The organism is Oceanicoccus sp., from assembly GCF_029238675.1.
Classification (GTDB): Bacteria; Pseudomonadota; Gammaproteobacteria; order Pseudomonadales; family Dasaniaceae; genus Oceanicoccus.
Map to the genome: position 1 here is coordinate 14,788 of NZ_JAQWFR010000026.1, position 22,258 is coordinate 37,045.

Sequence of the window (22,258 nt, forward strand, 5' to 3'; positions counted from 1 at the left end):
TAGTGATTATGCTGAAAAGGCCTTAACAATGAGGCCTTTTTTCTTACTACCCAGGCTAACGCGTTAAGGTTATGCAGCGACTTTATAAGAGAGAATGATAATGGCAGATTCCCCTAAATTTGATTTGGTTGTTTATGGTGCGACTGGTTTTACCGGCCAGTTAATTTGCGAACATCTTAATCTGACTTACGGTGTTAACGGTGATATTAACTGGGCCATGGCAGGGCGCAGCCAGTCCAAATTAGAACAGGTACGCGATGAGTTGGGTGTTGATAGCTCAGTTGAGTTATTAGTCGCCGATACCACTGACCAAGCTTCAGTGAATACCTTAGTGTCCAGCACTAAAGTTTTAATCAGTGCTGTAGGCCCTTATCAGCAATATGGTTCTGATGTGGTTAAAGCCTGTGCCGAACATGGCACCGATTATGTCGACCTTTGCGGCGAACCCGCTTGGATGCATGAAATGATTGGCAAATATCACGCTATTGCCAAAAGCAATGGCGCCAGAATTGTTTTCTCCTGTGGTTTTGATTCTATTCCCTTTGATATGGGGGTTTATTTTTTACAGCAAGCCGCGCAGCAGCAATTAGGTGGCCCGGTTTCTCGTATCAAATGTCGTGTTCGCGATCTGAATGGTATGGCCTCAGGCGGTACGGTTGCCAGCTTTATGGCGACGATGGCGGCGGCAAAAGAGTCACCAGAATTGTTTCATGTTTTGGGTAACCCCTTTGCCTTAACCGCTGATTTTAAGGGCCCGGAACAACCTGCCGGTGATAAACCTATCTTCGAAGACGATATTAATAGTTGGTCTGGTCCTTTTATTATGGCCATGATTAATACTAAAAATGTACACCGCTCTAATTACTTATTGGGTCACCAATATGGTGAAAACTTTGTCTACGACGAGATGGTGTTAATGGGTTCAGGTAAAGAACCTGCCAGTTTGGGAGAGGGCATGGGTTTTGATACATCCTTAAAGCCCGGTGAAGGTCCAAGCAAAGCGCAGCGCGAAGCGGGCTTGTACGATATTGTGTTTTACGGCACCGCCAGCGATGGCCAAACTATTCAGGCTTCGGTAAAAGGGGATCTTGACCCCGGTTACGGCTCTACCTCAAAAATAATTGCTGAAGCGGGTATTTGTCTACTGGAAAATACTACAACCGAAGGTGGTTGCTTAACTTCAGCACCTGCCATGGGCAGCGCTTTAATTGAACGTTTACAAAACAAAGCCGGGCTTATTTTCTCTGTAGAATAAGTAGGCTGGATTATAATCCACCACCCGAAGCCGGATTATAATCCGGCCTACCAGACTGTTAACCAGACAGGGAATGTCATGGTAAGTCTGCCCCAGTCATTGAATAATCTAACTACTGAAATAATTGTCCCTGTGGAGAAAAGTGTATGGTAGCCCCCATCTTAGATCGACGTGATCTTGAATTTATGATCTATGAATTATTTGATGTCGAAGCATTAACGACACGTCCACGTTACGAAGATCATAATCGCGAAAGTTTTGATGCGGCTATTGATACCGCCCAGACCCTGGCAGAAAAATATTTACTGCCTAATCAACTTAAGGTCGATCAAAATCAACCGACCTTTGACGGTGTTAAGGTGGATATGCCTGCAGAAATCAAGGTGGCCTGTGATGCGATTGCAGAAGCGGGTTTAATTTCTCCCTGCGCCGACTTTGAATCCGGAGGCATGCAATTACCGCCTGTAGTCTCCGCAGTTGCCACTGGTTATTTAGCCGCTGCCGGTAGTACAGTTACTGGTTATGCCGGTTTAACTGATGCCAACGCCAACTTAGTTGATGCCTATGGCACCGAAGAGCAAAAGCGTAAATGGGTTGACCCTATGCGTGTAGGGCGCTTTGCCGGCACTATGGCTATGAGTGAACCCAATGCGGGTTCTGGCCTTGCGGATTTAACCACCAGTGCCGAGAAAAACGAGCAGGGTGACTATTTTATCACCGGTAATAAAATCTGGATTTCTGGTGGTGACCATGAATTGAATGAAAATATTGTTCATTTGGTATTAGCCAGAGTCAAAGGTGCCCCCAAAGGCGTAAAAGGTATTTCTCTATTTATCGTGCCGAAGTTCCTAGTCAACGATGATGGCTCTTTAGGCGAGCGCAATGACGTTCAATTGGCAGGCCTATTCCATAAAATGGGCGGTCGTGGACACACATCAACAGCATTAAGCTTTGGCGAGAAGGGCGGCGCTGTCGGTTATTTGGTGGGCGAAGAAAATAAAGGCCTGACCTATATGTTCCATATGATGAATGAAGCGCGCATTATGGTGGGTACCAATGCGGCACTGACCGCATTAACCGGTTACCAGTATTCTCTGGAATATGCCAAAGAGCGGCCACAGGGTCGTTTGCCCTCGGCTAAAGATCCTAATTCTCCGCCGGTCAATATTATTGAGCACGCGGATGTTAAGCGTATGTTGCTGGCTCAAAAAGCCTATGGTGAAGGGGCCCTGGCACTTTGCTTAATGGGCGCTCAGTTAGCGGATGACGAAAAAACCGCTGAGTCAGAAGAGGAGCGTAAGCAGGCCCATTTGTTACTGGATTTTCTAACGCCAATGATTAAATCCTGGCCTTCGGAATACGGTCCTAAAGCCAATTACTATGCGATTCAGGTATTGGGTGGTTCGGGTTATGTTAATGAACACCCGGTAGAAATGTTCTACCGCGATAATCGCTTAAACCCGATTCATGAAGGCACTACCGGTATTCAGTCGATTGACTTATTGGCGCGTAAAGTGCCAATGAAAAATATGGCGGGTTATCAGGCAGCGTTAGCAGCTATGGCTGCAACCATTGCTCAAGCTCGTAGCGATGAAGCCTTATTGCCTTATGCGGATGAGTTAGAAGCAGCTATTGCCACACTAAAAACCACCACAGAAAAACTGTTAGGCGCGATGATGGAGCAGGATATCGATTTAGCCTTGTCTAACTCGGTTAAATATTTAGATCTGTTTGGTAATGTTGTGATCGCCTGGGTGTGGTTAAAGCAAGGCATCGTTGCCAGTACTGCTTTGGCAGCTCAGCCCCATGAGAGTGATGAGAACTTCTACCGTGGCAAACTACAAGCGATGAAGTATTTCTTTAAATTTGAATTGCCGGAGATCAATGCCTGGGCTGCATTACTGCAGTCTATTGATAGCACCTCCCATGATATGAATATTGACTGGTTTTAATGCACTGTCTAAAAAAGATATTATGAACGGCTTACCAATCAATCGGTATAGCCGTTGCTGATTTCACTTCATTAATCACCACATAGGTATGCGCCTGGGCAACCCCAGGCGTAGCGGCCAATTGCTCCCCTAAAAATCGCTGATAGTCCTGCATATCTTTAACGCGAATTTTTATCAGATAAACAAAACCACCCACTACCATTGCGCATCCCCGCGCAGGCGTATTGCTGTCCGGGAATGATAGGCAATTTAATGGCATAACTCTTGCTGCCTGACTAAAAACGCCATCCATTTGGCATCACCGCCAGCACCAGTACTAACACCAGTACTAGCACCAACACAGAGACCACCGTGGCAGAGAACGAGAACGGTCAGGAAAAAACCGAAGAAGCGACCCCCAAACGCCTGGATAAGGCGCGAGAAGAGGGGCAGGTGGCTCGCTCTAAAGAGTTGACCACAACCCTGGTTTTATTAGCGGGTGTGGGCGGCTTGATTACTTTGGGCGGGGATCTTGGGCACGCCATGATGGACCTGATGCGGTTTAATTTTGCTGTTTCCCGGGAAGCCATCTTTGACTCCCAGTTAATGATGCTGCATTTAAGCGATACCACCTATGCCGCCATTGAAGCCTTGCTGCCTTTTTTTACGGTAGTTGTGGTTGCCTGTCTAATTGGTCCTACTGCCTTGGGTGGATTTTTATTGAGTGGCAAAGCGGTAGCGCCAAAGCTTAGCCGGATGAATCCTATCAAAGGCATTCAGCGAATGTTTTCGATGAACTCACTGGTAGAGCTGCTTAAATCCATAGCTAAAGTCCTTCTGGTAGGCTCTGTGTCCATTGCCATGTTGATGCTGTTCTATGCTGAAATTTTGGGATTATCCACCGAGAATATTAATCCGGCACTGGAGCATATGCTGGTTATTATCGGCTGGTCGATTTTAGCGGTTAGCGCATCGATGATCTTAATTGCCGCTATTGATGTGCCTTACCAGATTTTTGATCACAGTAAGAAAATGAAAATGACTCTTCAAGAAGTCAAAGACGAAATGAAGGACACCGAAGGTAAGCCGGAAGTTAAAGGCAAGGTACGCCAACTACAGCGAGAAATGGCCCAGCGCCGGATGATGGAAGCCGTCCCCGAGGCGGATGTGGTTATCACCAACCCGGAACACTTTTCAGTAGCCCTTAAGTATGATGTCGATGGCGGCGGGGCACCCATGGTGTTAGCCAAAGGCGTTGACTTTATGGCGATTAAAATTCGAGAAATCGCCAATGCCCATGAGATCCTGATCCTTGAAGCACCACCCTTGGCCAGGGCAATCTACTTTACCACTGAGGTTGAAGAAGAAATTCCCAGTACTTTGTATTTGGCGGTAGCTCAGGTGCTTGCCTATGTATTCCAGCTTAAATCCCATAAAGAGGGTAAGGGGAGAAGGCCGAAGCCGTTGCCGGAGATTGTTGTGCCGAGAGAGGCGCAATATGATGTTGAGGGGAATCCGGCGCCGGAGGAATAGGGACACTCTTCAAGTTCACGCAGTAATTTCAAGGTTTAAATTAAACGAGGCGGTAACCCCAAAAAAGCCGTCATTCCCGCAAAGTAACGTCATTCCCGCAAAGTAACGTCATTCCCGCGAAGGCGGGAATCCAGTGCTGTAGATTTCCGCCTTGGCGGAAATAACAGCATAAGCATGCAGTCTGGATTCCCGCCTTCGCGGGAATGACGTTAGTCATTTTGGTCGAAGCCTGCCTTCGAGGGGCGGGAATGACATAGAGGAAAGAAAGCCTCAGCTCGTTCCCACTCCATCTCCACTCCCATCCTCCCTAAAATTATTTTCCCCCAAAACCCAAAACCGGAAGGATTCTTGCAACAGGGGTATAAACCGGAAAATTGTCACCCAAAACCGACAATTTTTTAACGCTATACCATACCTTGAGAGGGGCACCGTGAGAGCAGCGACGTTTAAGCAGTGTGTCTCACCGTCAGTGGTCAACAAACAAGAATGAACGTCACAAATAACCAGGCCTTTAGCATCAAAGCATTAACCCAAAGTAATTTGGGTGTGCCTATGCTGCTGCTGACGATTCTGGGTATGCTGACACTGCCTGTTCCTCCCTTCCTGTTGGATGTGTTCTTCTCATTTAATATTGCCCTGGCGATTGTAGTCTTGCTGGTGGCAGTCTATGCCCTGCGGCCATTGGACTTTGCCGTATTCCCGACCGTGCTATTAGTGGCAACGCTGTTGAGATTGGCTTTGAATGTAGCCTCAACCCGAGTCGTGCTGTTAGATGGTCACCAGGGTGGTGATGCGGCGGGTAAAGTTATCCAATCCTTTGGTGAAGTAGTGATTGGTGGTAACTACGCCGTAGGTCTGGTGGTGTTCCTGATTCTGGTGATTATCAACTTTGTAGTAGTCACCAAAGGTGCTGGCCGTATTTCCGAAGTAAGCGCCCGATTTACCCTGGATGCCATGCCCGGCAAACAAATGGCGATTGACGCCGATTTAAACTCTGGCTTGATCGACCAGGACCAGGCCAGGAATCGCCGCCAGGAAATTGCCAGTGAAGCAGACTTCTACGGCTCCATGGATGGTGCTAGTAAATTTGTTCGCGGTGATGCGGTTGCCGGTATCTTGATTTTATTTATCAATATTATTGGTGGTCTGTCCATTGGCATGGTGCAGCATGGCTTAGAGTTTTCCCGAGCAATGGAAGTCTACTCACTACTCACTATTGGCGACGGCCTGGTTGCACAAATTCCGGGTTTGTTGCTATCAACTTCTGCCGCGATGATGGTAACCCGTGTTAGCGACTCTAAAGATATGGGTGAGCAGATTACCGGGCAAATGTTTAACTCGCCAAAGGCACTCGCTGTTACCGCCTCCATCCTTGGATTTATGGGGATTATCCCCGGTATGCCTCATGTTGCCTTCTTGTCATTGGCCGCCGTTACTGGCGGCGTTGCTTATTTTATTACCCTGCGTAAAGAGAAGGTTGAAACCGAGCGGGTAGAAGTCGAGCGTACAGAAAAAATTCAAGCCCAACAGGAACAGCAAGTTGAGCAGGCCCAGATTCCTGAAATTGGCTGGGATGATGTACAGCCGGTGGATGCTATAGGACTTGAAGTGGGCTATCGATTAATTCCCATGGTGGATAAAGCCCAGGGTGGTGAGCTGCTTAGTCGTATTAAAGGTATTCGTAAAAAACTCTCACAGGAAGTGGGCTTTTTGATCCCCTCGGTGCATATCCGCGACAACCTGGATCTTACACCCACCGCTTACCGTATTACCCTGACCGGTGTTACAGCTGGAGAGGCAGAAATTTATCCCGACCGTGACCTGGCCATCAATCCCGGTCAGGTATTCGGCAAGCTGGATGGTACTCCTACTGTTGATCCCGCTTTTGGCCTTGAAGCCCTATGGATAGATCCTTCACAAAAAGACCAGGCACAAACCCTGGGTTATACCGTCGTGGATGCCAGTACTGTAGTGGCAACCCATATCAATCAAATACTGCTTAAACATACCCATGAGCTACTGGGCCACGATGAAGTTCAGCAAATGCTGGATATGCTGGCCAAGCATTCACCAAAACTGGTAGAGCAGTTAGCCCCCGAAATTATCCCGATGAACGTACTGCTGGCCGTAATGAAAAACCTGTTAATGGAACAGGTGCCCATCCGCGACTTAAGAACCATTGCCGCCGCTGTCTCCGCCAATGCCAACCTCAGTCAAGATCTTGGCGCCTTAACCGGTGCGGTACGGGTGGCCCTGCGCCGGACGATTGTGCAGAACATCTACGGTAATGACGCAGTATTACCCGCAATAGCACTGGATCCATCAATGGAACAGTTATTGCTTAAGTCAGTACATCAGGCGCAACAAAACGGGATTACTGACGATATTGTCCTTGAGCCGGGTCTGGCAGAAAAATTACAGACCGCACTGGCTGAGGCCTCTCAAAAACAAGAGCTGGCGGGTAAACCTTCAGTGTTATTAGTATCGGCGCCTCTACGCCATGTGTTGGTGAAGTTTATTCGTTACAGCGCAGTTGATATGCAGGTGTTGTCTTACGGAGAAATTCCGGACGACAAACAAATCACGATAGAAAGTACCGTAGGTTAAGCAAGCTAGAAAACACTGGGTAAGAAGAGGTTCTAAACAATGCAAGTGAAACGTTTTGTCGCAGCCAATATGCGTCTGGCACTGAATATGGTGCGGGAAGAAATGGGTCCTGATGCCGTGATCTTATCCAATAAACGGGTGCCGGAAGGGGTAGAAATCCTAACTGCTATCGAAGTAGATGATATGGCGGTGCCAGCAACTGAAGCACCGGCAAACTCTACTAACCCTTTTCAGCAAGCGCAGGACTATCATCGCCAGCAGGCGCCAACAGCACCGACTAAGCCCAGCAAATTAGAACGCGAAGTTGAGCGCATGCAAAATGAAGCCAGGCAAAGAGCAGAAGCTCTGGCGGCTACCCTGGCAGAAAAAAACCGCGAGCTGGTAAAGCAGGTGATTAATACCGACCAGATTCCGGAGGCAGCAAAAGAAGAGGCGAAGCAAGCTGGTGAGCAAAACTCTTTCAACCAGATGGTGTCTCAGGCGATGGAAGAACAGTTTAATCAGGCACCAGAAACGACACCAAAAACAACACCAAAAACAACACCAGCAGTCGCCAGCAATACTGAAAAAGATCAGGAACTAAGCCAGATGCGTCATGAATTACAATCCATGCGCGACCTGCTAGAGCAACAACTTTCTTCTATGGCCTGGGGACAGTTTAATCAACAGAGTCCACAGCAAGCCAGCCAGTGGAAGCGTTTAAAACGCATGGGAATTGGCGCTGTTGTGGCTGACAATTTATTGGCAAGCCAGCCCGCCGTAGCCAGTGGCTCAAACGATAGCTGGCAGGCGATGATGACCGAGCTGTGCCAGCAGTTGCCAGTGGTTGATAATGACTTAATCAGCAGTGGCGGTGTGTTTGCCTTTGTTGGCCCAACCGGTGCAGGTAAAACCACCACCATTGGTAAACTGGCTGCCCGCTATGTGTTGGAAAACGGTGCTGAAGATATAGCCCTGGTGACCACCGATACCATGCGCATTGCCGCCCACGAACAACTACGGACTTTCGGACGTATTTTAAACATACCCATAAGTATTGTTGATAAAAACAACAGCCTCGAGCGCGTGCTGTATTCACTGCGCCACAAAGCACTGGTACTGGTTGATACGGCGGGCCTCAATCGTCAGGATGAGCGCTTAAAACTCCAGCTAAACAGCTTGAATGAAATTGGCCTGCGCCTGAAAACTGTGTTGGTGATTCCAACCACCAGTCAGGTTGAGGTGATAAAAGCTGCTTACCATACTTACAAAACTGATAACCTAAACAGTTGTGTGCTAACCAAGTTGGATGAAACCGCTAGCTTGGGTGAGTCGTTAAGCTTGGCAATCGATAAGTCATTACCGGTTGCCTATAGCACCCATGGCCAGGATATTCCCAATGATATTATTGTCGGATGTTCCAGCGGTTTAGTTCGCTCGGCCATTGAATTGGCCAGGCATATAACAACCGATGACGATGCTATGGCCGATGAGATGTCGACCCTGTCGAAAAACCAGGCGAGAGTTCAATCTTTGATGGCCACAAACTAACGCAGCTAACGTCGTACCCGCCTTGGCGGTAATGACGATAGGTTAGGGTAATTACGTACTGGTGTTTTATAGGGATAGTGGTTATAAAATGACTAGTGCGGGCAAAAAAAACTTTGAATATCAGTTTATTGTTTAAGAGTTTTGTATAGATAGACAAAGGTTCGTGTACAATGCGGCTATTAGCTAGAGTAGCAATAGCCAGAAAATATAACTAGGAGCAGGTTCAGGCGATGAGTAGTACTCACCCCGTACAAGTAATTGCTGTTACCGGTGGTAAGGGTGGCGTTGGTAAATCTAATGTCTCGATTAACCTAAGTGTTTGTCTGGCAGGAATGGGACGTAGAGTCGCCTTGTTAGATGCGGATTTGGGTTTAGCCAATATTGATGTGTTGCTGGGCTTACGCCCCAAACACAACCTCGAAGATGTACTTGTTGGTGAATGCTCCCTTAACGACATTATGCTAACGGGTCCCGGAGGTATTCGTATTATTCCGGCTTCTTCCGGCACCCAGCGGATGACCATGTTAGGCTCTATGGAGCATGCCGGTCTTATTCATGCCTTTAGCGAAATTAGCCAGCAAATTGATGTGTTAGTGATTGATACCGCAGCAGGTATTTCTGACTCAGTGATCAGTTTTGTGCGCGCTTCACAAGAAGTGTTAGTAGTAGTCTGCGATGAACCATCATCCATTACTGACGCCTATGCCCTAATTAAATTACTCAATAAAGACTACGGCGTTGACCGCTTCCGCGTTATCGCTAATATGACTCGTTCGACCCAGGAAGGTCGGAACCTATATAATAAACTTACTCAGGTCACTGATCGTTTTCTCGATGTGACACTGCAATACGTGGGTAATATTCCTTTCGATGAATCGATACGCAAGGCAGTCCAGCGCCAGCGTCCGGTTGTTGAACTCTCCCCTCGTAGTAAGGCTGCCCTGGCGTACAAACAATTAGCAGAAAAAGTTGATCTTTGGCCTTTGCCCTCGACGCCGCGCGGACATTTAGAATTCTTCGTAGAGCGTTTAGTGCAGGGCGTGCCCGGACAGTAATAATGTCGCTGTCGGGAAGGCTAGCCATGTATGGCGCCGTAGAAAAAACCTCAATGGACGATGTGGTAGAGCAGCATGGGCCGCTGGTTAAGCGTATTGCCCATCATCTGCTGGCGCGCATGCCTTCCAGTGTACAAGTAGAAGACCTGATCCAGGCCGGCTTAATTGGCTTGTTAGAAGCTGCCCGCAACTATGATGCCTCAAAAGGCGCCAGTTTTGAGACCTACGCCGGTATTCGCATCCGTGGCTCAATGATCGACGATGTTCGTCGTGGTGACTGGGCTCCACGTTCCGTTCACAGAAACTCCCGGCGTGTCTCGGAGGCCTTGCGCAATGTAGAAACTCGCCTTGCTCGTGACGCCAGTGATCAGGAAGTAGCAGATGAACTGGGTGTTCCCATCGATGACTACTACCATATGCTGCAAGACTCTGTAGCCAGCAAATTATTCAGTTATGACGCGTTAATTAGTGGAGATGACCGTCCTGAAGAACAGTTGCCCAGTTCCACCGCCAACCCCCTTGAAGGGATTGAGTGCGATGCCATGCGGCAGGGGCTGGCCAAAGCTATTAGCACTTTGCCAGAGCGAGAGCGGTTGGTACTAGTCTTGTACTATGACGAAGAACTGAATTTGAAAGAAATCGGTCATGTTTTAGGGGTAAGTGAGTCCCGGGTTAGTCAAATCCATAGCCAGGCAGCTCTGCGGCTACGTAATAAAATGGTGGATTGGCAGCAATTATCTGGTCAATCTGCCTGAATTTTTCTATGAAAATTGCCATAAAAGTTGCTATAAAGTCGCCAGATTACTGGATACCGCAAGATCAGGGTCTAGACTAGTTAAGTAGTCAATTTTGTAGGGCAAAATGTACAGCAAATACAAAAATTAAGCTGGAGGTACCTTTTGGACAAAGATATGAAAATTCTTATTGTTGATGACTTCTCAACAATGAGGCGAATTATTAAAAACCTATTGCGGGATTTGGGGTTTACTAACACCTCGGAAGCCGACGATGGGCAGACCGCATTACCGATGCTGCAAAATGGCAACTTCGATTTTTTGGTCACCGACTGGAACATGCCGGGCATGACAGGTATTGAATTGCTAAGAGTCGTTCGCGCTGACGACCGCCTTAAAGACATGCCTATTTTGATGGTAACCGCTGAAGCCAAACGCGACCAGATCGTAGAGGCCGCACAAGCTGGCGTAAACGGTTATGTGGTTAAGCCCTTCACGGCCGCAGTACTGAAAGAAAAGATCGAGAAAATCTTTGAGCGAGTAGATGGCTAGCCCTGTTACTTGCCAGACCACTCCAATAAGCCACTGACGCAAGGTATAACAACGCCATGTTGGGACAAGATCAAAGCAATACGCCTGATGACATGTGGGACGAGCTCAAAGGCCGTGCCCGCGATTTGGTAGAACGCCTTGAATCCGGAGATTTACCCGGTGCCAATACTGCGATAGAAGAATTGAATGAGGCCCGAGACCGCAGTATTTACCTCGAGGTAGGTAAGTTAACGCGAGGCCTGCATGACGCTATTGTAAATTTTGATATCGGCGAGCCATCATCGGAGGTCGAAGGCGAAGAGTCACAAATGGCCAATGCCCAGCACCGCCTGGATTATGTGATTAATCTAACCCAGAACTCTGCCGATAAGACTATGGATATGGTGGAAGAGGGCATCCCCCTTGCTACCGAGATGGGCGAAAAAGCTTTGTTCCTGCGCGAAGACTGGGGTCGACTGGTGCAAGGTGATATGAACCCGGACGAGTTCCGTGACCTCTACCGCCGCGTTGACCAATATTTAGAATTGACCGGCAATAGCTCCAGCCAGCTCAGTGAAAAGCTCAATACCATCCTGCTGGCACAAGACTTCCAGGATTTAACGGGGCAGGTCATTAAGAAAGTGATTAGCCTGGTGCAGGATGTAGAAATACGCCTGGTAGAATTAATGAGAGTGGCCGGTCAGGTTGAAGAACTGACTGGCATTGTGCGCAGCACAGAAGAAAAAGCGGCTAAACCAGAGGGGCTGGACTCACAGGCTGAAGGCCCGCAAGTGAATGCAGACAAACGCGAAGATGTAGTTTCAGGGCAGGATGATGTTGATGACCTGCTATCAAGTTTGGGTTTTTAAATAGATGCCTGACTTCAGTTTTAATAGGAAACATTGGGTTTGCTGGGGAATAGTGAATGTTCGGTGAAGACGAAGAGATACTTCAGGATTTCCTGGTTGAGGCCGGAGAAATTTTGGAGCAATTGTCTGAACAGTTAGTTGATCTGGAACAGCGCCCAGAGGACAAGGATCTTCTCAATGCCATCTTCCGAGGTTTCCACACGGTAAAAGGTGGCGCCGGTTTTCTGCAGCTAAACCCCTTGGTTGATTGTTGTCATGTCACCGAAAACCTGTTTGATATTCTCCGTAATGGCCAGCGTGAAGTTACCCCGGAATTAATGGATGTGGTGTTACAAGCACTGGATGCTGTTAATGCCATGTTTGAACAAGTGCAGGGGGGTGAAGAGCCCGATGCCGCAGATTCAGCCTTGCTGGCCAGCCTTGAAGTATTAGTTAAAGGCGAAGATGCTGCTCCCACCGTTTCGGCAACTGCCGAACCTGAAGGTGATATTACCGATGCAGAATTTGAACAATTTTTAAGTGCCATCGCCGAGCCCGGTGAAAGTGAAGCGCCCGCAGCTTCTGTTGTACCCATAGCCGCCAATGATAGTCATGATGATAGTAATAATGAAATCACCGATGATGAGTTTGAGTCACTGCTGGATGATATTCATGGCAAAGGCAAGCATGGCAGCGTTCCCACGGCAGAGGCTGCCCCCACAGCCAATGATAGCGATGCCATTACCGATGATGAATTTGAAGCCCTACTAAACGATTTGCACGGTGGTGCAGCCCCTGGTTCTGAGAAAGCCAGCGAATTTGCCGCTGCAAAAAAAGGCGCTGCTGCTGCACCTGCCACAGCCGCGGATGATGACATTATTAACGATAATGAATTTGAGGCCCTGCTGGACCAATTGCATGGCAAGGGTCAGGGTCCTACAACTGCCGCACCAACTCCACCAGCAGCAGAAAAAACTGAGCCAGCTGCCAAGCCTCCACCAGGGAAAAAAACACCCACTGCCCAAGTTGCCGCCGAGAAAAAACCCGCCCCTGCGAAGAAAACTCCTACAAAAGAAGGTATCGCAGCAGCAGAAGCTACCGTTCGGGTCGATACCCAGCGACTCGATGACATTATGAATATGGTCGGCGAACTGGTGCTGGTTCGTAACCGCCTGGTGCGCTTAGGCGCCAAAAGTGGCGATGAAGTGATGACCAAAGCGGTATCCAACCTGGATGTGGTAACAGCTGACTTGCAAACAGCGGTGATGAAAACCCGCATGCAGCCAATCAAAAAAGTTTTTGGTCGTTTCCCTCGGGTAGTTAGGGATTTGGCCCGTAACCTGAAAAAAGAAATCACCCTGGAATTGGAGGGTGAGGAAACGGATTTGGATAAAAACCTGGTTGAGGCTTTGGCCGATCCCCTGGTTCACCTGGTCAGAAACTCTGTGGATCATGGCATCGAAATGCCCGATGATCGCGAAAGGGTCGGTAAACCCCGCGTCGGTAAAATTGTGCTGGCAGCAGAGCAGGAAGGCGACCATATTTTACTCTCTATAACCGATGATGGCAGCGGTATGGATCCAAATATGCTGCGCCAAAAAGCTATAGAAAAAGGCCTTTTTGACGAAGATGTGGCAGCTCGTCTAAGTGATAGCGAATGCTTTAATATTATTTTTATGCCCGGTTTCTCTACCAAAACTGAAATATCCGATGTCTCAGGTCGAGGCGTTGGTATGGATGTGGTTAAAACTAAAATCACCCAACTTAACGGTTCGGTGGAGATTACCTCGAAAGTAGGCGAGGGCACCCGTTTAGAAATAAAAGTACCGTTAACACTGGCCATTATGCCCACCTTAATGGTGATGTTAGGTGAGCAGGCCTTTGCCTTTCCGTTAGTCAGTGTTAATGAAATATTCCATATGGACCTGACCCGCACCAATGTAGTAGATGGTCAGGAAGTTGTCACCGTAAGAGACAAAGCCCTACCGCTGTTTTATTTGAAGCAGTGGTTGGTAGATGGTACCCAGACTATAGAACCCACTGGAAGTGCCCATGTGGTGATTGTTACCGTTGGTACCCAGCGAGTGGGTTTTGTTGTCGATCAATTAATCGGTCAAGAAGAAGTCGTTATTAAGCCTCTTGGGAAAATGTTGCAAGGTACGCCAGGAATGGCTGGTGCAACAATCACCGGTGATGGTCGTATTGCGCTGATTCTTGATGTTCCGAGTATGCTTAAACGCTATGCGGGCTAAGTATAAAAATAACATGTCCTCGTCCAGCCAACACACAGGGGCAGAGATTTTAATAGAGGTTATAAATGACGGTTACCGTCCTGATAGTAGATGATTCCGGATTTTTTCGCCGCAGGCTAGGTGAAATGATTAACGGGTTTGACGGTTTAAAAGTTGTTGGCGCTGCTAGCAATGGTCGCGAAGCGATTGATATGGTTTTAAAACTAAAGCCGGATGTCGTGACCATGGACTATGAAATGCCAGTGATGGATGGCATTACCGCCGTGCGGCATATTATGGATCAATGCCCAACCCCTATCTTGATGTTTTCCTCGTTGACCTACGAAGGCGCCAGAGTGACACTGGATTCACTGGAAGCCGGTGCTGTTGATTACCTGCCAAAAAACTTTGAAGAAATTTCCAAAAGCTCTGCTGTATTAAAGAAAAAGCTGGCTGAAAGAATTTTAACCGTAGCCGGCGCAGGCAAGGGAAGTGCATTAAAGCAGACTGTTGCTTCATCTGCTCCGGCTAAAGCGCCTTCGCCCAAACCTGCCGCTCCAGCACCCACACCGAGAGCGCCCACGCCGAGAGTACCAGCAGCTAGAAAAAGTCGCAGCGATTTTGAGCTGGTTGCTATTGGCACCTCTACCGGTGGTCCTGTTGCTTTGCAAAATGTATTAACCCAGTTACAAGCTAACTTCCCGCTGCCAATAGTTTTGATTCAGCATATGCCATCAACCTTTACTTCGGCGTTCGCTGAACGATTAAATTCACTGTGTAAAATTAGTGTGGTTGAGGCGAAAGATGGTGATACCCTTCGCCCCGGTGTTGCCATGCTAGCTCCCGGTGGCAAGCAGATGATGATTGTTAAAGGTGGTCGAGTAAAAGTATTGCCCGGCGACGAACGTTTAAATTACAAGCCCAGTGTCGATATAACCTTTGGCTCGGCGGCCAATGTTTTTAATGATAAGGTGCTTGCGGTGGTGTTAACCGGCATGGGTTCTGATGGTTGTGAAGGCGCTAAATTACTAAAGCAAAGGGGCGCCACAGTGTGGGCCCAGGATGAAGCAACTTCTGTTATTTACGGCATGCCAATGGCTGTTGCCAAGGCAAACCTCGCTGATGAAATATTACCTTTGGCTAAAGTAGGCAAGCGCCTAAGTGAAATAGGTTAGGTACGGTTATGGATATTCTAAGTATAATTGGCGTTATTCTGGGGTTCGCTGCCATCATTGGGGGCAACTATCTGGAAGGCGGTACTATCGCTGCATTGGTTAATCTGCCAGCCGCCATTATTGTTATCGGTGGCACCCTGGGTGCTGCCATGCTCCAGACGCCCTGGTCAGGTTTAAAGTTTGCGGCCAGTCGGTTGTCCTGGGTTTTCTCTCCTCCTGCTTTAGCCTTTAACCAGGGCGTTGGTAAAGTGGTGCGTTGGGCTATTGCCGCGCGCAAAGAAGGTTTATTGGGCTTAGAAACTATTTCAGAAATGGAAAGCAATTTTTTTGCCCGCAAAGGTTTGCAGTTATTAGTTGATGGTACCGAACCGGAAAATATTCGCAGTGTGATGGAAGTTGAGTCACTGCTGTTAGAACAGCGCGATGTTGATGCCGCCAAATTTTATGAAAGCATGGGTGGCTATGCACCTACCATCGGTATTATTGGTGCGGTAATGGGTTTGATTCAAGTGATGAGCAATCTCTCTGACCCCAGCAAATTAGGTTCGGGCATAGCTATAGCTTTCGTTGCTACTATTTATGGGGTTGGTTTTGCCAATTTATTATTACTGCCCATTGCCAGCAAGCTTCGCAACCTGGCCCGCCTTGATGCCCAGTACCGCGATTTAATTATTGAGGGTATTATCTCTATTGCCGAAGGTGAAAACCCTCGCGCCATTGAATTAAAACTCAATGGCTTTCTGCATCGTTAGGAGGCGAAATCATAGTGGCGCGTCGCCGTATAGTTGAAGAACCTGTAAGTCATGAACGTTGGCTGGTTTCCTACGCAGATTTTATTACCCTGTTGTTTGCGTTTTTCGTTGTGATGTATTCCATCTCACAAGTGAATGAGGGTAAATATAAAGTATTGTCCAATACCTTATCCGAAGTGTTTACCACCACCCAAATCGTTTCCACCAATAACCCTGAACGCACTCTCGATCCCTTTCAGGTGGGTGATATCGTCAAATCCAATCCGCAAAGTTTTATTGAAATGGAAACGGGTAATGCCCTGATTGAAAACCAATCTGAAAGTGATGAAGAGGGCAAAGACCCACAGCCGATTGAAGGGGGCTTCCCCTCGGAGTTTGAGCAAATCAATGTACAAATCGACCAGGCTTTTGCTGATTTAATCCGCGATGAAAAAATAACTATTCGTGGCAATGAGGAATGGTTGGAAGTTGAGCTTAAATCCTCGTTATTGTTTTCCAGTGGCGATGCCACCTTAAGTGTGCCGGCATTGGAGTTGTTGGGCAGTATTGCCGAGATTTTAAAAGGGCAGAGTAGTCCGATTCGAGTGGAAGGTTTTACTGATAACCGGGCCATCAATACCCCACGTTTTCCCTCTAACTGGGAACTATCAACGGCCAGGGCCTCCTCTGTTGTTCAGCTATTTATAGAAGAGGGTGTTGATCCCAGTCGTCTTGCCGCTATTGGTTATGGTGAATTTCAACCGGTCAGTGATAATGATACCGAGCAGGGTCGTGCAGAAAATCGTCGCGTAGTCTTAATGATCTCCAAAACGGATGAGTTGCGCCCGGAGCTTAGAACAGTGACCTCAACCGAGGATTTATTAAAACGCTCAGAACAGGAAACGGCTTTGTTGGAGCAAAATACCGGCATTGAAATTATTATCCCTGGCGTTAATACCCCTGATCAAGCAACGACATCCGAGGCGGCTGAAACACCACCAGCTGATCCATTGCGGGGTATAATAACCATCGAACTCGATGATGGCCGCTTATTATTTACCAATGACGCCCCAAGAGAAGAATAACCACCGTCGTTCCCGCGAAGGCGGGCACCCAGCACTGTAGATTCCCGCCTTTGCGGGAATGGCAGGAGGCGAGAATAGAGAGAGCAGCACACAGGCTGGATTCCCGCCTTCGCGGGAATGACAAGAAGCGAGAACAGCAGTTCCGATGGCAAGGAATTTGCTTTATCCTAGTCAAAAATACACACACATCTGTTAATGACGAGTAATTGACGGCGATCAGGGGATCTACATGCGCGTTTGGGCAGTGGCAAATCAAAAGGGAGGCGTGGGTAAAACCACCTCAGCGGTGACCTTGGGTGGTCTATTAGCTGACCAGGGAAACCGGGTATTACTGCTTGACCTTGACCCTCATGGTTCGATGACCAGCTATTTTGGCTACGACCCTGATAGCTTGCAGAAAAGCAGTTTTAACCTCTTCGCTGATGATGACCTGACAGTTAACGATATTGAAACCTTATTACTGAAAACTCCCTCAGATAAGCTAACATTGCTGCCTTCCAGTATGGCGTTAGCTACTGTCGAACGCCGTGCCGCCTCTGAAGGCATGGGCTTAAAGGTGGCCAAAGCGTTGGCTCTGGTGTGGGATGCCTACGATTATGTGGTGATTGATAGTCCGCCTGTGTTGGGCGCCCTGATGATTAATGCATTGGCAGCCAGCGAGCGTTTGCTGATACCGGTACAAACTGAATTCCTGGCGCTTAAAGGACTGGAGCGGATGATTCGCACTATCACTATGGTGACCCGTTCATTAAAGAAAGAGTTGAATTACCTGGTGGTCCCCACCCTATTTGACCGCCGTACCCAGGCCTCCATCAAATCCCTGCGCACTATGCGCAACGCCTATACCGATAGCATTTGGGCCTCAATGATCCCGATAGATACTCGGTTTAGGGATGCCAGCAGGGAGGGGCAAGTCCCCTCCCAATATGACCCTCAAGCCCGAGGTGTTACTGCTTACAAAGCCCTGTTAAAATTTCTGTTATCACAACAGGAGCAACGCCTGCGAGCCTGATGATGGGCCCGTTGGCGTAATCACCGTTATGAGCAAACCCCCCGACAACAATGACAATAGTAATGACAATGATCAGGAGTTCGTGCAGGACTATCTTGATTTGTTATTAATGTCGGCAACTGAAAACCCCCAAGCTCAAATAGATACTGTCGCAGCCGATGTGATGTCTTCTAATAATGTAACGCCTATTACCGGCTCGTCCCGCCGTTCAAGAAACTCTTCTGTACATAGTTTGAGTGGTAACCCCAATACCGTCTCCGAGCGCCAGCTTTATAGTGCCGATATCGAGAACAAACCTTATGCTGAGCCATCGCAGCCGCTAACCCTGAAAGCGCCATTGCCGTTGGTAAAGCCTGAAGTAAAAATCGAGCCACCACCACCTGCAGAGGTTGTTGAGACTGTCGAAGAGGTCAAGGTCGAGGCACCTGTTGAAGTAGAACCTCCAGCACCAGAACCTATTCCCGAGCCGGTGATTGAGGTTGAGGCAGAGGTTGCGGTAGCTCCCCTAACAGAATGGTCCAATGGCCGCCCCGCATGGGCCCAGGATCGTTTCGAGTGTCTATTGTTTAGCGTCGGCGGCCTGACACTGGCGGTACCTTTAGTAGAACTGGGAACCATCTATCCCATAAACGATGAAATTACCCCATTATTTGGTCAGATAGACTGGTTTATGGGACTGCTGCCAGTCAAAGAAGGCAACCTGCGCACCGTTGATACCCCAAAAGTGGTGATGCCAGAGCGCTACCATGAAGGTATGAAAGACAACTTCCAGTATGTGATATCAATTAATACTATGGATTGGGGACTGGCAGTCGATACAGTCTCTAATGCGATTATGCTGGAGCCGGAAGATGTCCGTTGGCGCAGTAAGCGCAGCAAGCGGCCATGGTTGGCGGGCACCGTCATCGAACATATGTGTGCCTTGATTGATGTCAGCCAGTTGGCAGCGATGTTTGAAGCTGAGGGCGCTTAAAGTAAAGGTCTTCGCTAGTTATAGATTTAGAAACAGAGCGACAAAGGCTGGCACAGATAGTGCAATGTTCTATAGTAATGGGACGGCAATGATTAATTATTGACGCCCGGATCGCTACCACTAGCGGTGGGAGTTATACGTTAAGGATGGAAATATGACTACAAATACAGCGAAAAATGCTGATGACCCAATGCTGCAATGGGTAACCTTCCGGTTAGAGGGTGAAATCTACGGCATTAACGTCATGCAGGTGCAAGAGGTGCTGCGCTATACCGAAATAGCACCGGTACCAGGAGCACCGGCCTATGTGTTGGGGATTATCAACCTGCGCGGTAATGTAGTGACGGTTATTGATACCCGTCATCGTTTTGGCTTGCCCACCACTGAAGTGACCGACCAAACCCGTGTCGTGATTATCGAAGCGGACAGCCATGTGGTTGGTATTCTGGTTGATGCTGTAGCGGAAGTGGTTTATCTACGTCAATCCGAAATCGAAACCGCCCCGAATGTAGGCAATGACGAAAGCGCTCGTTTTATCCAGGGCGTATGTAACAAAAACAATCAACTGTTGATCCTGGTTGAGCTGGACAAGCTACTTACCGATCAAGAGTGGTCAGAAATCGAAGAGTTCTAAATGATAATATCGCTGTGGATTGTATTAGTTGTCTGTTGTATTACCCTGGTGGCAGTGGCGACCTATGCAGTCCAGTTGAGCAAGCGTATAACGCAAGTTGAGCAGCAAGCCGAAAAAGAGACCCTTGACCTTAGTCATGAATTGGCCGCTGTAAATAATGCAGCTATGGGTGTAGGCCAGCACTTAATCAGTGTAGAGAAAAAACTTAAACTCTCGATCGAAAAACAGCAGCAAATCACATTAAATACTACCGAAGCCATACCCTACAACCAGCCGACTTCTTTGGCGGGTAACGGCGCTAATGCCGATGAACTGGTTGAGCGCTATGGTGTACCGGAAGCAGAAGCTGATCTTTTAACCTTGCTAAAATCTGCCGCTAAATAATCCCTCGCCTTCGCCAGAATGATAGCTATTGGGTGGCAAGGAACGGATTAGTCAGTGATCTATTGATCAACTGCGTATGGTCTCACTGATAGAATCCCAACCCTTTGGGTATTTCCCCTGTACTTTATAAGCAAAGGCAATGACCTGGGCAATACATAAATACAGAGTTTCAGGAATTTCCTCGCCAACACCAATATCCACCAACAACTTTAGTAGTGCTTCGTTTTCAAATAGTGGAATATCGTGCTGGCGGGCAATTTCAATAATCTCTTCTGCTAATACGCCGCTGGCAGCAGCGGTAACCGTGGGTGTATTTTTTCCGTCATAGTGTAACGCAGCGGCTTTTTTATCCGGCTTTTCAAAATCGCTCATGTTCTCACATCCACTAACTGCTGATAGATCGGTAAATTATTTTTTGGCGGCAGACCCAGTTGACAGTCGACATGCTTAACATTAACGCCCACTTTCTCCAGACTCTGGCTTAAACTCTTTACCTGTTGTTTGACTTCGCGATGTGTGTTTTCAAGTTGAGACCAAACGACAGCGGATACCGATTTTTCAACCACCTTTAGTTGCACGTTCATTTTACCGAGGTTGTGTAAATCAAAGGCCAGCATAACTGTCCATAGTTTCTTGCCATCAGCGGTTTCACCTTGATCTTCATCTTCTATTAAATCCTGGTCAATGCGCAGTTCAAGATTATCGATATTTTTACCGTGAACAATGGGTAGCTCCATCGTCCAGCTATTAACCGGGCCCTGATTGTCAGGTGTGTTAGCTTGCCTGGCGGCTAGTGTTTCTAATTGGTTAAGTTGTGTTCGCGCCAGGCTGGCCAGCAGTTGATTACTAAGCTGTTTTAACAATACATCTACACGTTGTTCAGAGCTTGCAAGGCTGTTAGTCGTTGAAATTGGTATATCAGCTGTCATGGGAGGTAATGCAGTAGGGTTGTAAGTTAGAGCTTGCCTGCCATCAGTGGTGTTACTGGTTAAGGGGGTTGTTGTAGTTTGTTGGGCGGCCGGTTTATCGACTTGTGAGACCAGTTTTTGCAAAATAGCTTTTACGTCCTGGTTGATGGGGTTGCTAGCTAAACGCGTTGTGTCGTTTGGGTTTAACGGGGTATTACCTTTGGCAGGTTGTTGCGCCAATTTTGCCTCAAAGAAAATACCGTTGTTATTCAGCGTCTGTTGCAAGGGCTTGGCCTGTTGCACTTGCTGCGAAGTGGGAAACTGTTGCAATAAAGTGTTGAGATTTTGTAGCAGTTCCCTGGGAATTTGCTGCGGTGGCAACTGCACGATTTGTTGTATTAATGGTAATAGATTTCGCAGTGGTTGTTGTTGCGGCAAAGCTTGTCGTATACCTTGTTCAATAGCAGGGCGGTTATTGATAGCGGGAACCACATCAGGCTTTGTTGAGCCTGTGACTAAAGGCGCAGCATTCAATGTTGTATTACTTGCAGGAGAGATTGTTGTATTGGTTTGCCCGGGAGTTTGTGTCGGGCTGGCAATATTTAAAATCGTAGCAAGATTATTTTGCGCCACACTAAATTGAATACGTGTACCCGCAGCAATGGGCACCTTGGTGACTAACTCAAAGGGTTGGTTATTGACGCTGATTCTTACTTTAAATTGTTGGTCGCTATTAGTTGTTGTGGAGGGCTTTAACAGCTCCGCATTCACTAGCGGTTTGCCGGCTATTGCTTTACCGTCGGCAGCCTGGCTTGAGAGTACTATCGCTTCCAGAATGCCCGCTTTAGCTAACGCCGCAAGATTATCGCCCGCCGCTGGCTTCAGGGGGATAAGCTGGTTTATTAATGAATCAACGGTCACGGCCATAGTTTTAGTTGTAGTGATAGGTGTAGTGTTAGGTGTAGTGTTAGGTGCACTCTTCGATGAAACGCTAATAGGGATACCCAAAGATTGTGTATATAATAACGTTCCTGGTCGCATATAACAGGCAATGGCTGCTTTCATTGTTACTATAGCGGCCGCTATAACAATAACTTTGCT

The 22,258-nt window shown here is 47.8% G+C and carries 20 protein-coding genes; 17 read left to right on the forward strand and 3 right to left on the reverse strand.

Annotated features, from left to right (window positions below; translation table 11 throughout):
- Nucleotides 1–100: 100 nt before the first annotated feature.
- Together P8H32_RS08830 and P8H32_RS08835 are read left to right on the forward strand one after the other, a co-directional pair.
- Complete coding sequence (locus tag P8H32_RS08830; RefSeq protein ID WP_297292465.1) at nt 101–1,255, forward strand: trans-acting enoyl reductase family protein; 1,155 nt, start codon at nt 101–103, stop codon at nt 1,253–1,255.
- 146 nt (nt 1,256–1,401) lie between these two features.
- Nucleotides 1,402–3,207: an acyl-CoA dehydrogenase gene (locus P8H32_RS08835; protein ID WP_301089212.1), complete on the forward strand. Its 1,806-nt coding sequence runs from the start codon at nt 1,402–1,404 to the stop codon at nt 3,205–3,207.
- A gap of 31 nt (nt 3,208–3,238) precedes the next feature.
- Here P8H32_RS08835 and P8H32_RS08840 read toward each other — a convergent pair whose 3' ends face one another.
- A complete protein-coding gene (locus tag P8H32_RS08840; RefSeq protein WP_301089213.1) occupies nt 3,239–3,499 on the reverse strand; it encodes an Lrp/AsnC ligand binding domain-containing protein in 261 nt (86 codons plus the stop codon).
- Between the two features lie 59 nt (nt 3,500–3,558).
- Here P8H32_RS08840 and flhB point away from each other — a divergent pair, with 59 nt between their 5' ends.
- From flhB to P8H32_RS08915, 15 genes are all read left to right on the forward strand, one after another.
- Nucleotides 3,559–4,719, forward strand: a complete 1,161-nt coding sequence (gene flhB, locus P8H32_RS08845) for a flagellar biosynthesis protein FlhB (protein WP_301089214.1) — start codon at nt 3,559–3,561, stop codon at nt 4,717–4,719.
- A gap of 486 nt (nt 4,720–5,205) precedes the next feature.
- Nucleotides 5,206–7,326: a flagellar biosynthesis protein FlhA gene (gene flhA, locus P8H32_RS08850; protein WP_301089215.1), complete on the forward strand. Its 2,121-nt coding sequence runs from the start codon at nt 5,206–5,208 to the stop codon at nt 7,324–7,326.
- A 39-nt stretch (nt 7,327–7,365) separates the two neighbouring features.
- Nucleotides 7,366–8,856, forward strand: a complete 1,491-nt coding sequence (flhF, locus tag P8H32_RS08855; protein WP_301089216.1) for a flagellar biosynthesis protein FlhF — start codon at nt 7,366–7,368, stop codon at nt 8,854–8,856.
- A 230-nt stretch (nt 8,857–9,086) separates the two neighbouring features.
- Entirely contained in the window at nt 9,087–9,911 is an 825-nt protein-coding gene (locus tag P8H32_RS08860; RefSeq protein ID WP_297293337.1) for a MinD/ParA family protein, read from the forward strand.
- A gap of 26 nt (nt 9,912–9,937) precedes the next feature.
- Nucleotides 9,938–10,666, forward strand: coding sequence for an RNA polymerase sigma factor FliA (locus tag P8H32_RS08865; protein ID WP_297293336.1), 729 nt, complete (start codon nt 9,938–9,940; stop codon nt 10,664–10,666).
- Nucleotides 10,667–10,810: 144 nt separating this feature from the next.
- Nucleotides 10,811–11,197 (forward strand): chemotaxis response regulator CheY, encoded by a 387-nt coding sequence (gene cheY, locus P8H32_RS08870; RefSeq protein WP_297293335.1) that lies wholly within the window; start codon nt 10,811–10,813, stop codon nt 11,195–11,197.
- 56 nt (nt 11,198–11,253) lie between these two features.
- On the forward strand, nt 11,254–12,045 hold the full coding sequence (locus P8H32_RS08875; RefSeq protein WP_297293334.1) for a protein phosphatase CheZ: 792 nt from the start codon (nt 11,254–11,256) through the stop codon (nt 12,043–12,045).
- 56 nt (nt 12,046–12,101) lie between these two features.
- On the forward strand, nt 12,102–14,276 hold the full coding sequence (locus P8H32_RS08880; RefSeq protein WP_301089217.1) for a chemotaxis protein CheA: 2,175 nt from the start codon (nt 12,102–12,104) through the stop codon (nt 14,274–14,276).
- A gap of 65 nt (nt 14,277–14,341) precedes the next feature.
- Nucleotides 14,342–15,430 (forward strand): chemotaxis response regulator protein-glutamate methylesterase, encoded by a 1,089-nt coding sequence (locus P8H32_RS08885; protein ID WP_297293332.1) that lies wholly within the window; start codon nt 14,342–14,344, stop codon nt 15,428–15,430.
- An 8-nt stretch (nt 15,431–15,438) separates the two neighbouring features.
- Nucleotides 15,439–16,182 carry a flagellar motor protein gene (locus P8H32_RS08890; RefSeq protein WP_297293331.1) on the forward strand — a complete coding sequence of 248 codons (744 nt, stop codon included), beginning with the start codon at nt 15,439–15,441 and terminating at the stop codon, nt 16,180–16,182.
- A 14-nt stretch (nt 16,183–16,196) separates the two neighbouring features.
- On the forward strand, nt 16,197–17,246 hold the full coding sequence (gene motD / locus P8H32_RS08895) for a flagellar motor protein MotD (RefSeq protein WP_297293330.1): 1,050 nt from the start codon (nt 16,197–16,199) through the stop codon (nt 17,244–17,246).
- A 229-nt stretch (nt 17,247–17,475) separates the two neighbouring features.
- Complete coding sequence (locus tag P8H32_RS08900) at nt 17,476–18,258, forward strand: ParA family protein (RefSeq protein ID WP_297293329.1); 783 nt, start codon at nt 17,476–17,478, stop codon at nt 18,256–18,258.
- Nucleotides 18,259–18,286: 28 nt separating this feature from the next.
- Nucleotides 18,287–19,231: a chemotaxis protein CheW gene (locus P8H32_RS08905; protein ID WP_301089218.1), complete on the forward strand. Its 945-nt coding sequence runs from the start codon at nt 18,287–18,289 to the stop codon at nt 19,229–19,231.
- 154 nt (nt 19,232–19,385) lie between these two features.
- A complete protein-coding gene (locus tag P8H32_RS08910; protein ID WP_297293327.1) occupies nt 19,386–19,865 on the forward strand; it encodes a chemotaxis protein CheW in 480 nt (159 codons plus the stop codon).
- On the forward strand, nt 19,866–20,249 hold the full coding sequence (locus tag P8H32_RS08915; protein WP_297293326.1) for a DUF2802 domain-containing protein: 384 nt from the start codon (nt 19,866–19,868) through the stop codon (nt 20,247–20,249). It begins immediately after the preceding gene.
- A gap of 66 nt (nt 20,250–20,315) precedes the next feature.
- Here P8H32_RS08915 and P8H32_RS08920 read toward each other — a convergent pair whose 3' ends face one another.
- The gene (locus P8H32_RS08920; RefSeq protein WP_297293325.1) at nt 20,316–20,621 is read right to left on the reverse strand and encodes an EscU/YscU/HrcU family type III secretion system export apparatus switch protein; all 306 of its coding nucleotides are present in this window, start codon (nt 20,619–20,621) and stop codon (nt 20,316–20,318) included.
- Nucleotides 20,618–22,084 carry a flagellar hook-length control protein FliK gene (locus P8H32_RS08925; protein WP_301089219.1) on the reverse strand — a complete coding sequence of 489 codons (1,467 nt, stop codon included), beginning with the start codon at nt 22,082–22,084 and terminating at the stop codon, nt 20,618–20,620. The genes P8H32_RS08920 and P8H32_RS08925 overlap by 4 nt, the downstream gene beginning before the upstream one ends.
- Nucleotides 22,085–22,258: the final 174 nt, after the last annotated feature.

Excerpts from the sequence above, each read along its gene's own strand:
- P8H32_RS08830 (WP_297292465.1), top strand. The coding sequence starts at position 101 with ATGGCAGATTCCCCTAAATTTGATTTGGTTGTTTATGGTGCGACTGGT.
- P8H32_RS08835 (WP_301089212.1), top strand. The coding sequence starts at position 1,402 with ATGGTAGCCCCCATCTTAGATCGACGTGATCTTGAATTTATGATCTAT.
- P8H32_RS08840 (WP_301089213.1), bottom strand. The coding sequence starts at position 3,499 with ATGGATGGCGTTTTTAGTCAGGCAGCAAGAGTTATGCCATTAAATTGC.
- flhA (WP_301089215.1), top strand. The coding sequence starts at position 5,206 with ATGAACGTCACAAATAACCAGGCCTTTAGCATCAAAGCATTAACCCAA.
- flhF (WP_301089216.1), top strand. The coding sequence starts at position 7,366 with ATGCAAGTGAAACGTTTTGTCGCAGCCAATATGCGTCTGGCACTGAAT.
- P8H32_RS08860 (WP_297293337.1), top strand. The coding sequence starts at position 9,087 with ATGAGTAGTACTCACCCCGTACAAGTAATTGCTGTTACCGGTGGTAAG.
- P8H32_RS08865 (WP_297293336.1), top strand. The coding sequence starts at position 9,938 with ATGTATGGCGCCGTAGAAAAAACCTCAATGGACGATGTGGTAGAGCAG.
- P8H32_RS08875 (WP_297293334.1), top strand. The coding sequence starts at position 11,254 with ATGTTGGGACAAGATCAAAGCAATACGCCTGATGACATGTGGGACGAG.
- P8H32_RS08880 (WP_301089217.1), top strand. The coding sequence starts at position 12,102 with ATGTTCGGTGAAGACGAAGAGATACTTCAGGATTTCCTGGTTGAGGCC.
- P8H32_RS08885 (WP_297293332.1), top strand. The coding sequence starts at position 14,342 with ATGACGGTTACCGTCCTGATAGTAGATGATTCCGGATTTTTTCGCCGC.
- P8H32_RS08890 (WP_297293331.1), top strand. The coding sequence starts at position 15,439 with ATGGATATTCTAAGTATAATTGGCGTTATTCTGGGGTTCGCTGCCATC.
- P8H32_RS08900 (WP_297293329.1), top strand. The coding sequence starts at position 17,476 with ATGCGCGTTTGGGCAGTGGCAAATCAAAAGGGAGGCGTGGGTAAAACC.
- P8H32_RS08905 (WP_301089218.1), top strand. The coding sequence starts at position 18,287 with ATGAGCAAACCCCCCGACAACAATGACAATAGTAATGACAATGATCAG.
- P8H32_RS08910 (WP_297293327.1), top strand. The coding sequence starts at position 19,386 with ATGACTACAAATACAGCGAAAAATGCTGATGACCCAATGCTGCAATGG.
- P8H32_RS08915 (WP_297293326.1), top strand. The coding sequence starts at position 19,866 with ATGATAATATCGCTGTGGATTGTATTAGTTGTCTGTTGTATTACCCTG.
- P8H32_RS08920 (WP_297293325.1), bottom strand. The coding sequence starts at position 20,621 with ATGAGCGATTTTGAAAAGCCGGATAAAAAAGCCGCTGCGTTACACTAT.
- P8H32_RS08925 (WP_301089219.1), bottom strand. The coding sequence starts at position 22,084 with ATGGCCGTGACCGTTGATTCATTAATAAACCAGCTTATCCCCCTGAAG.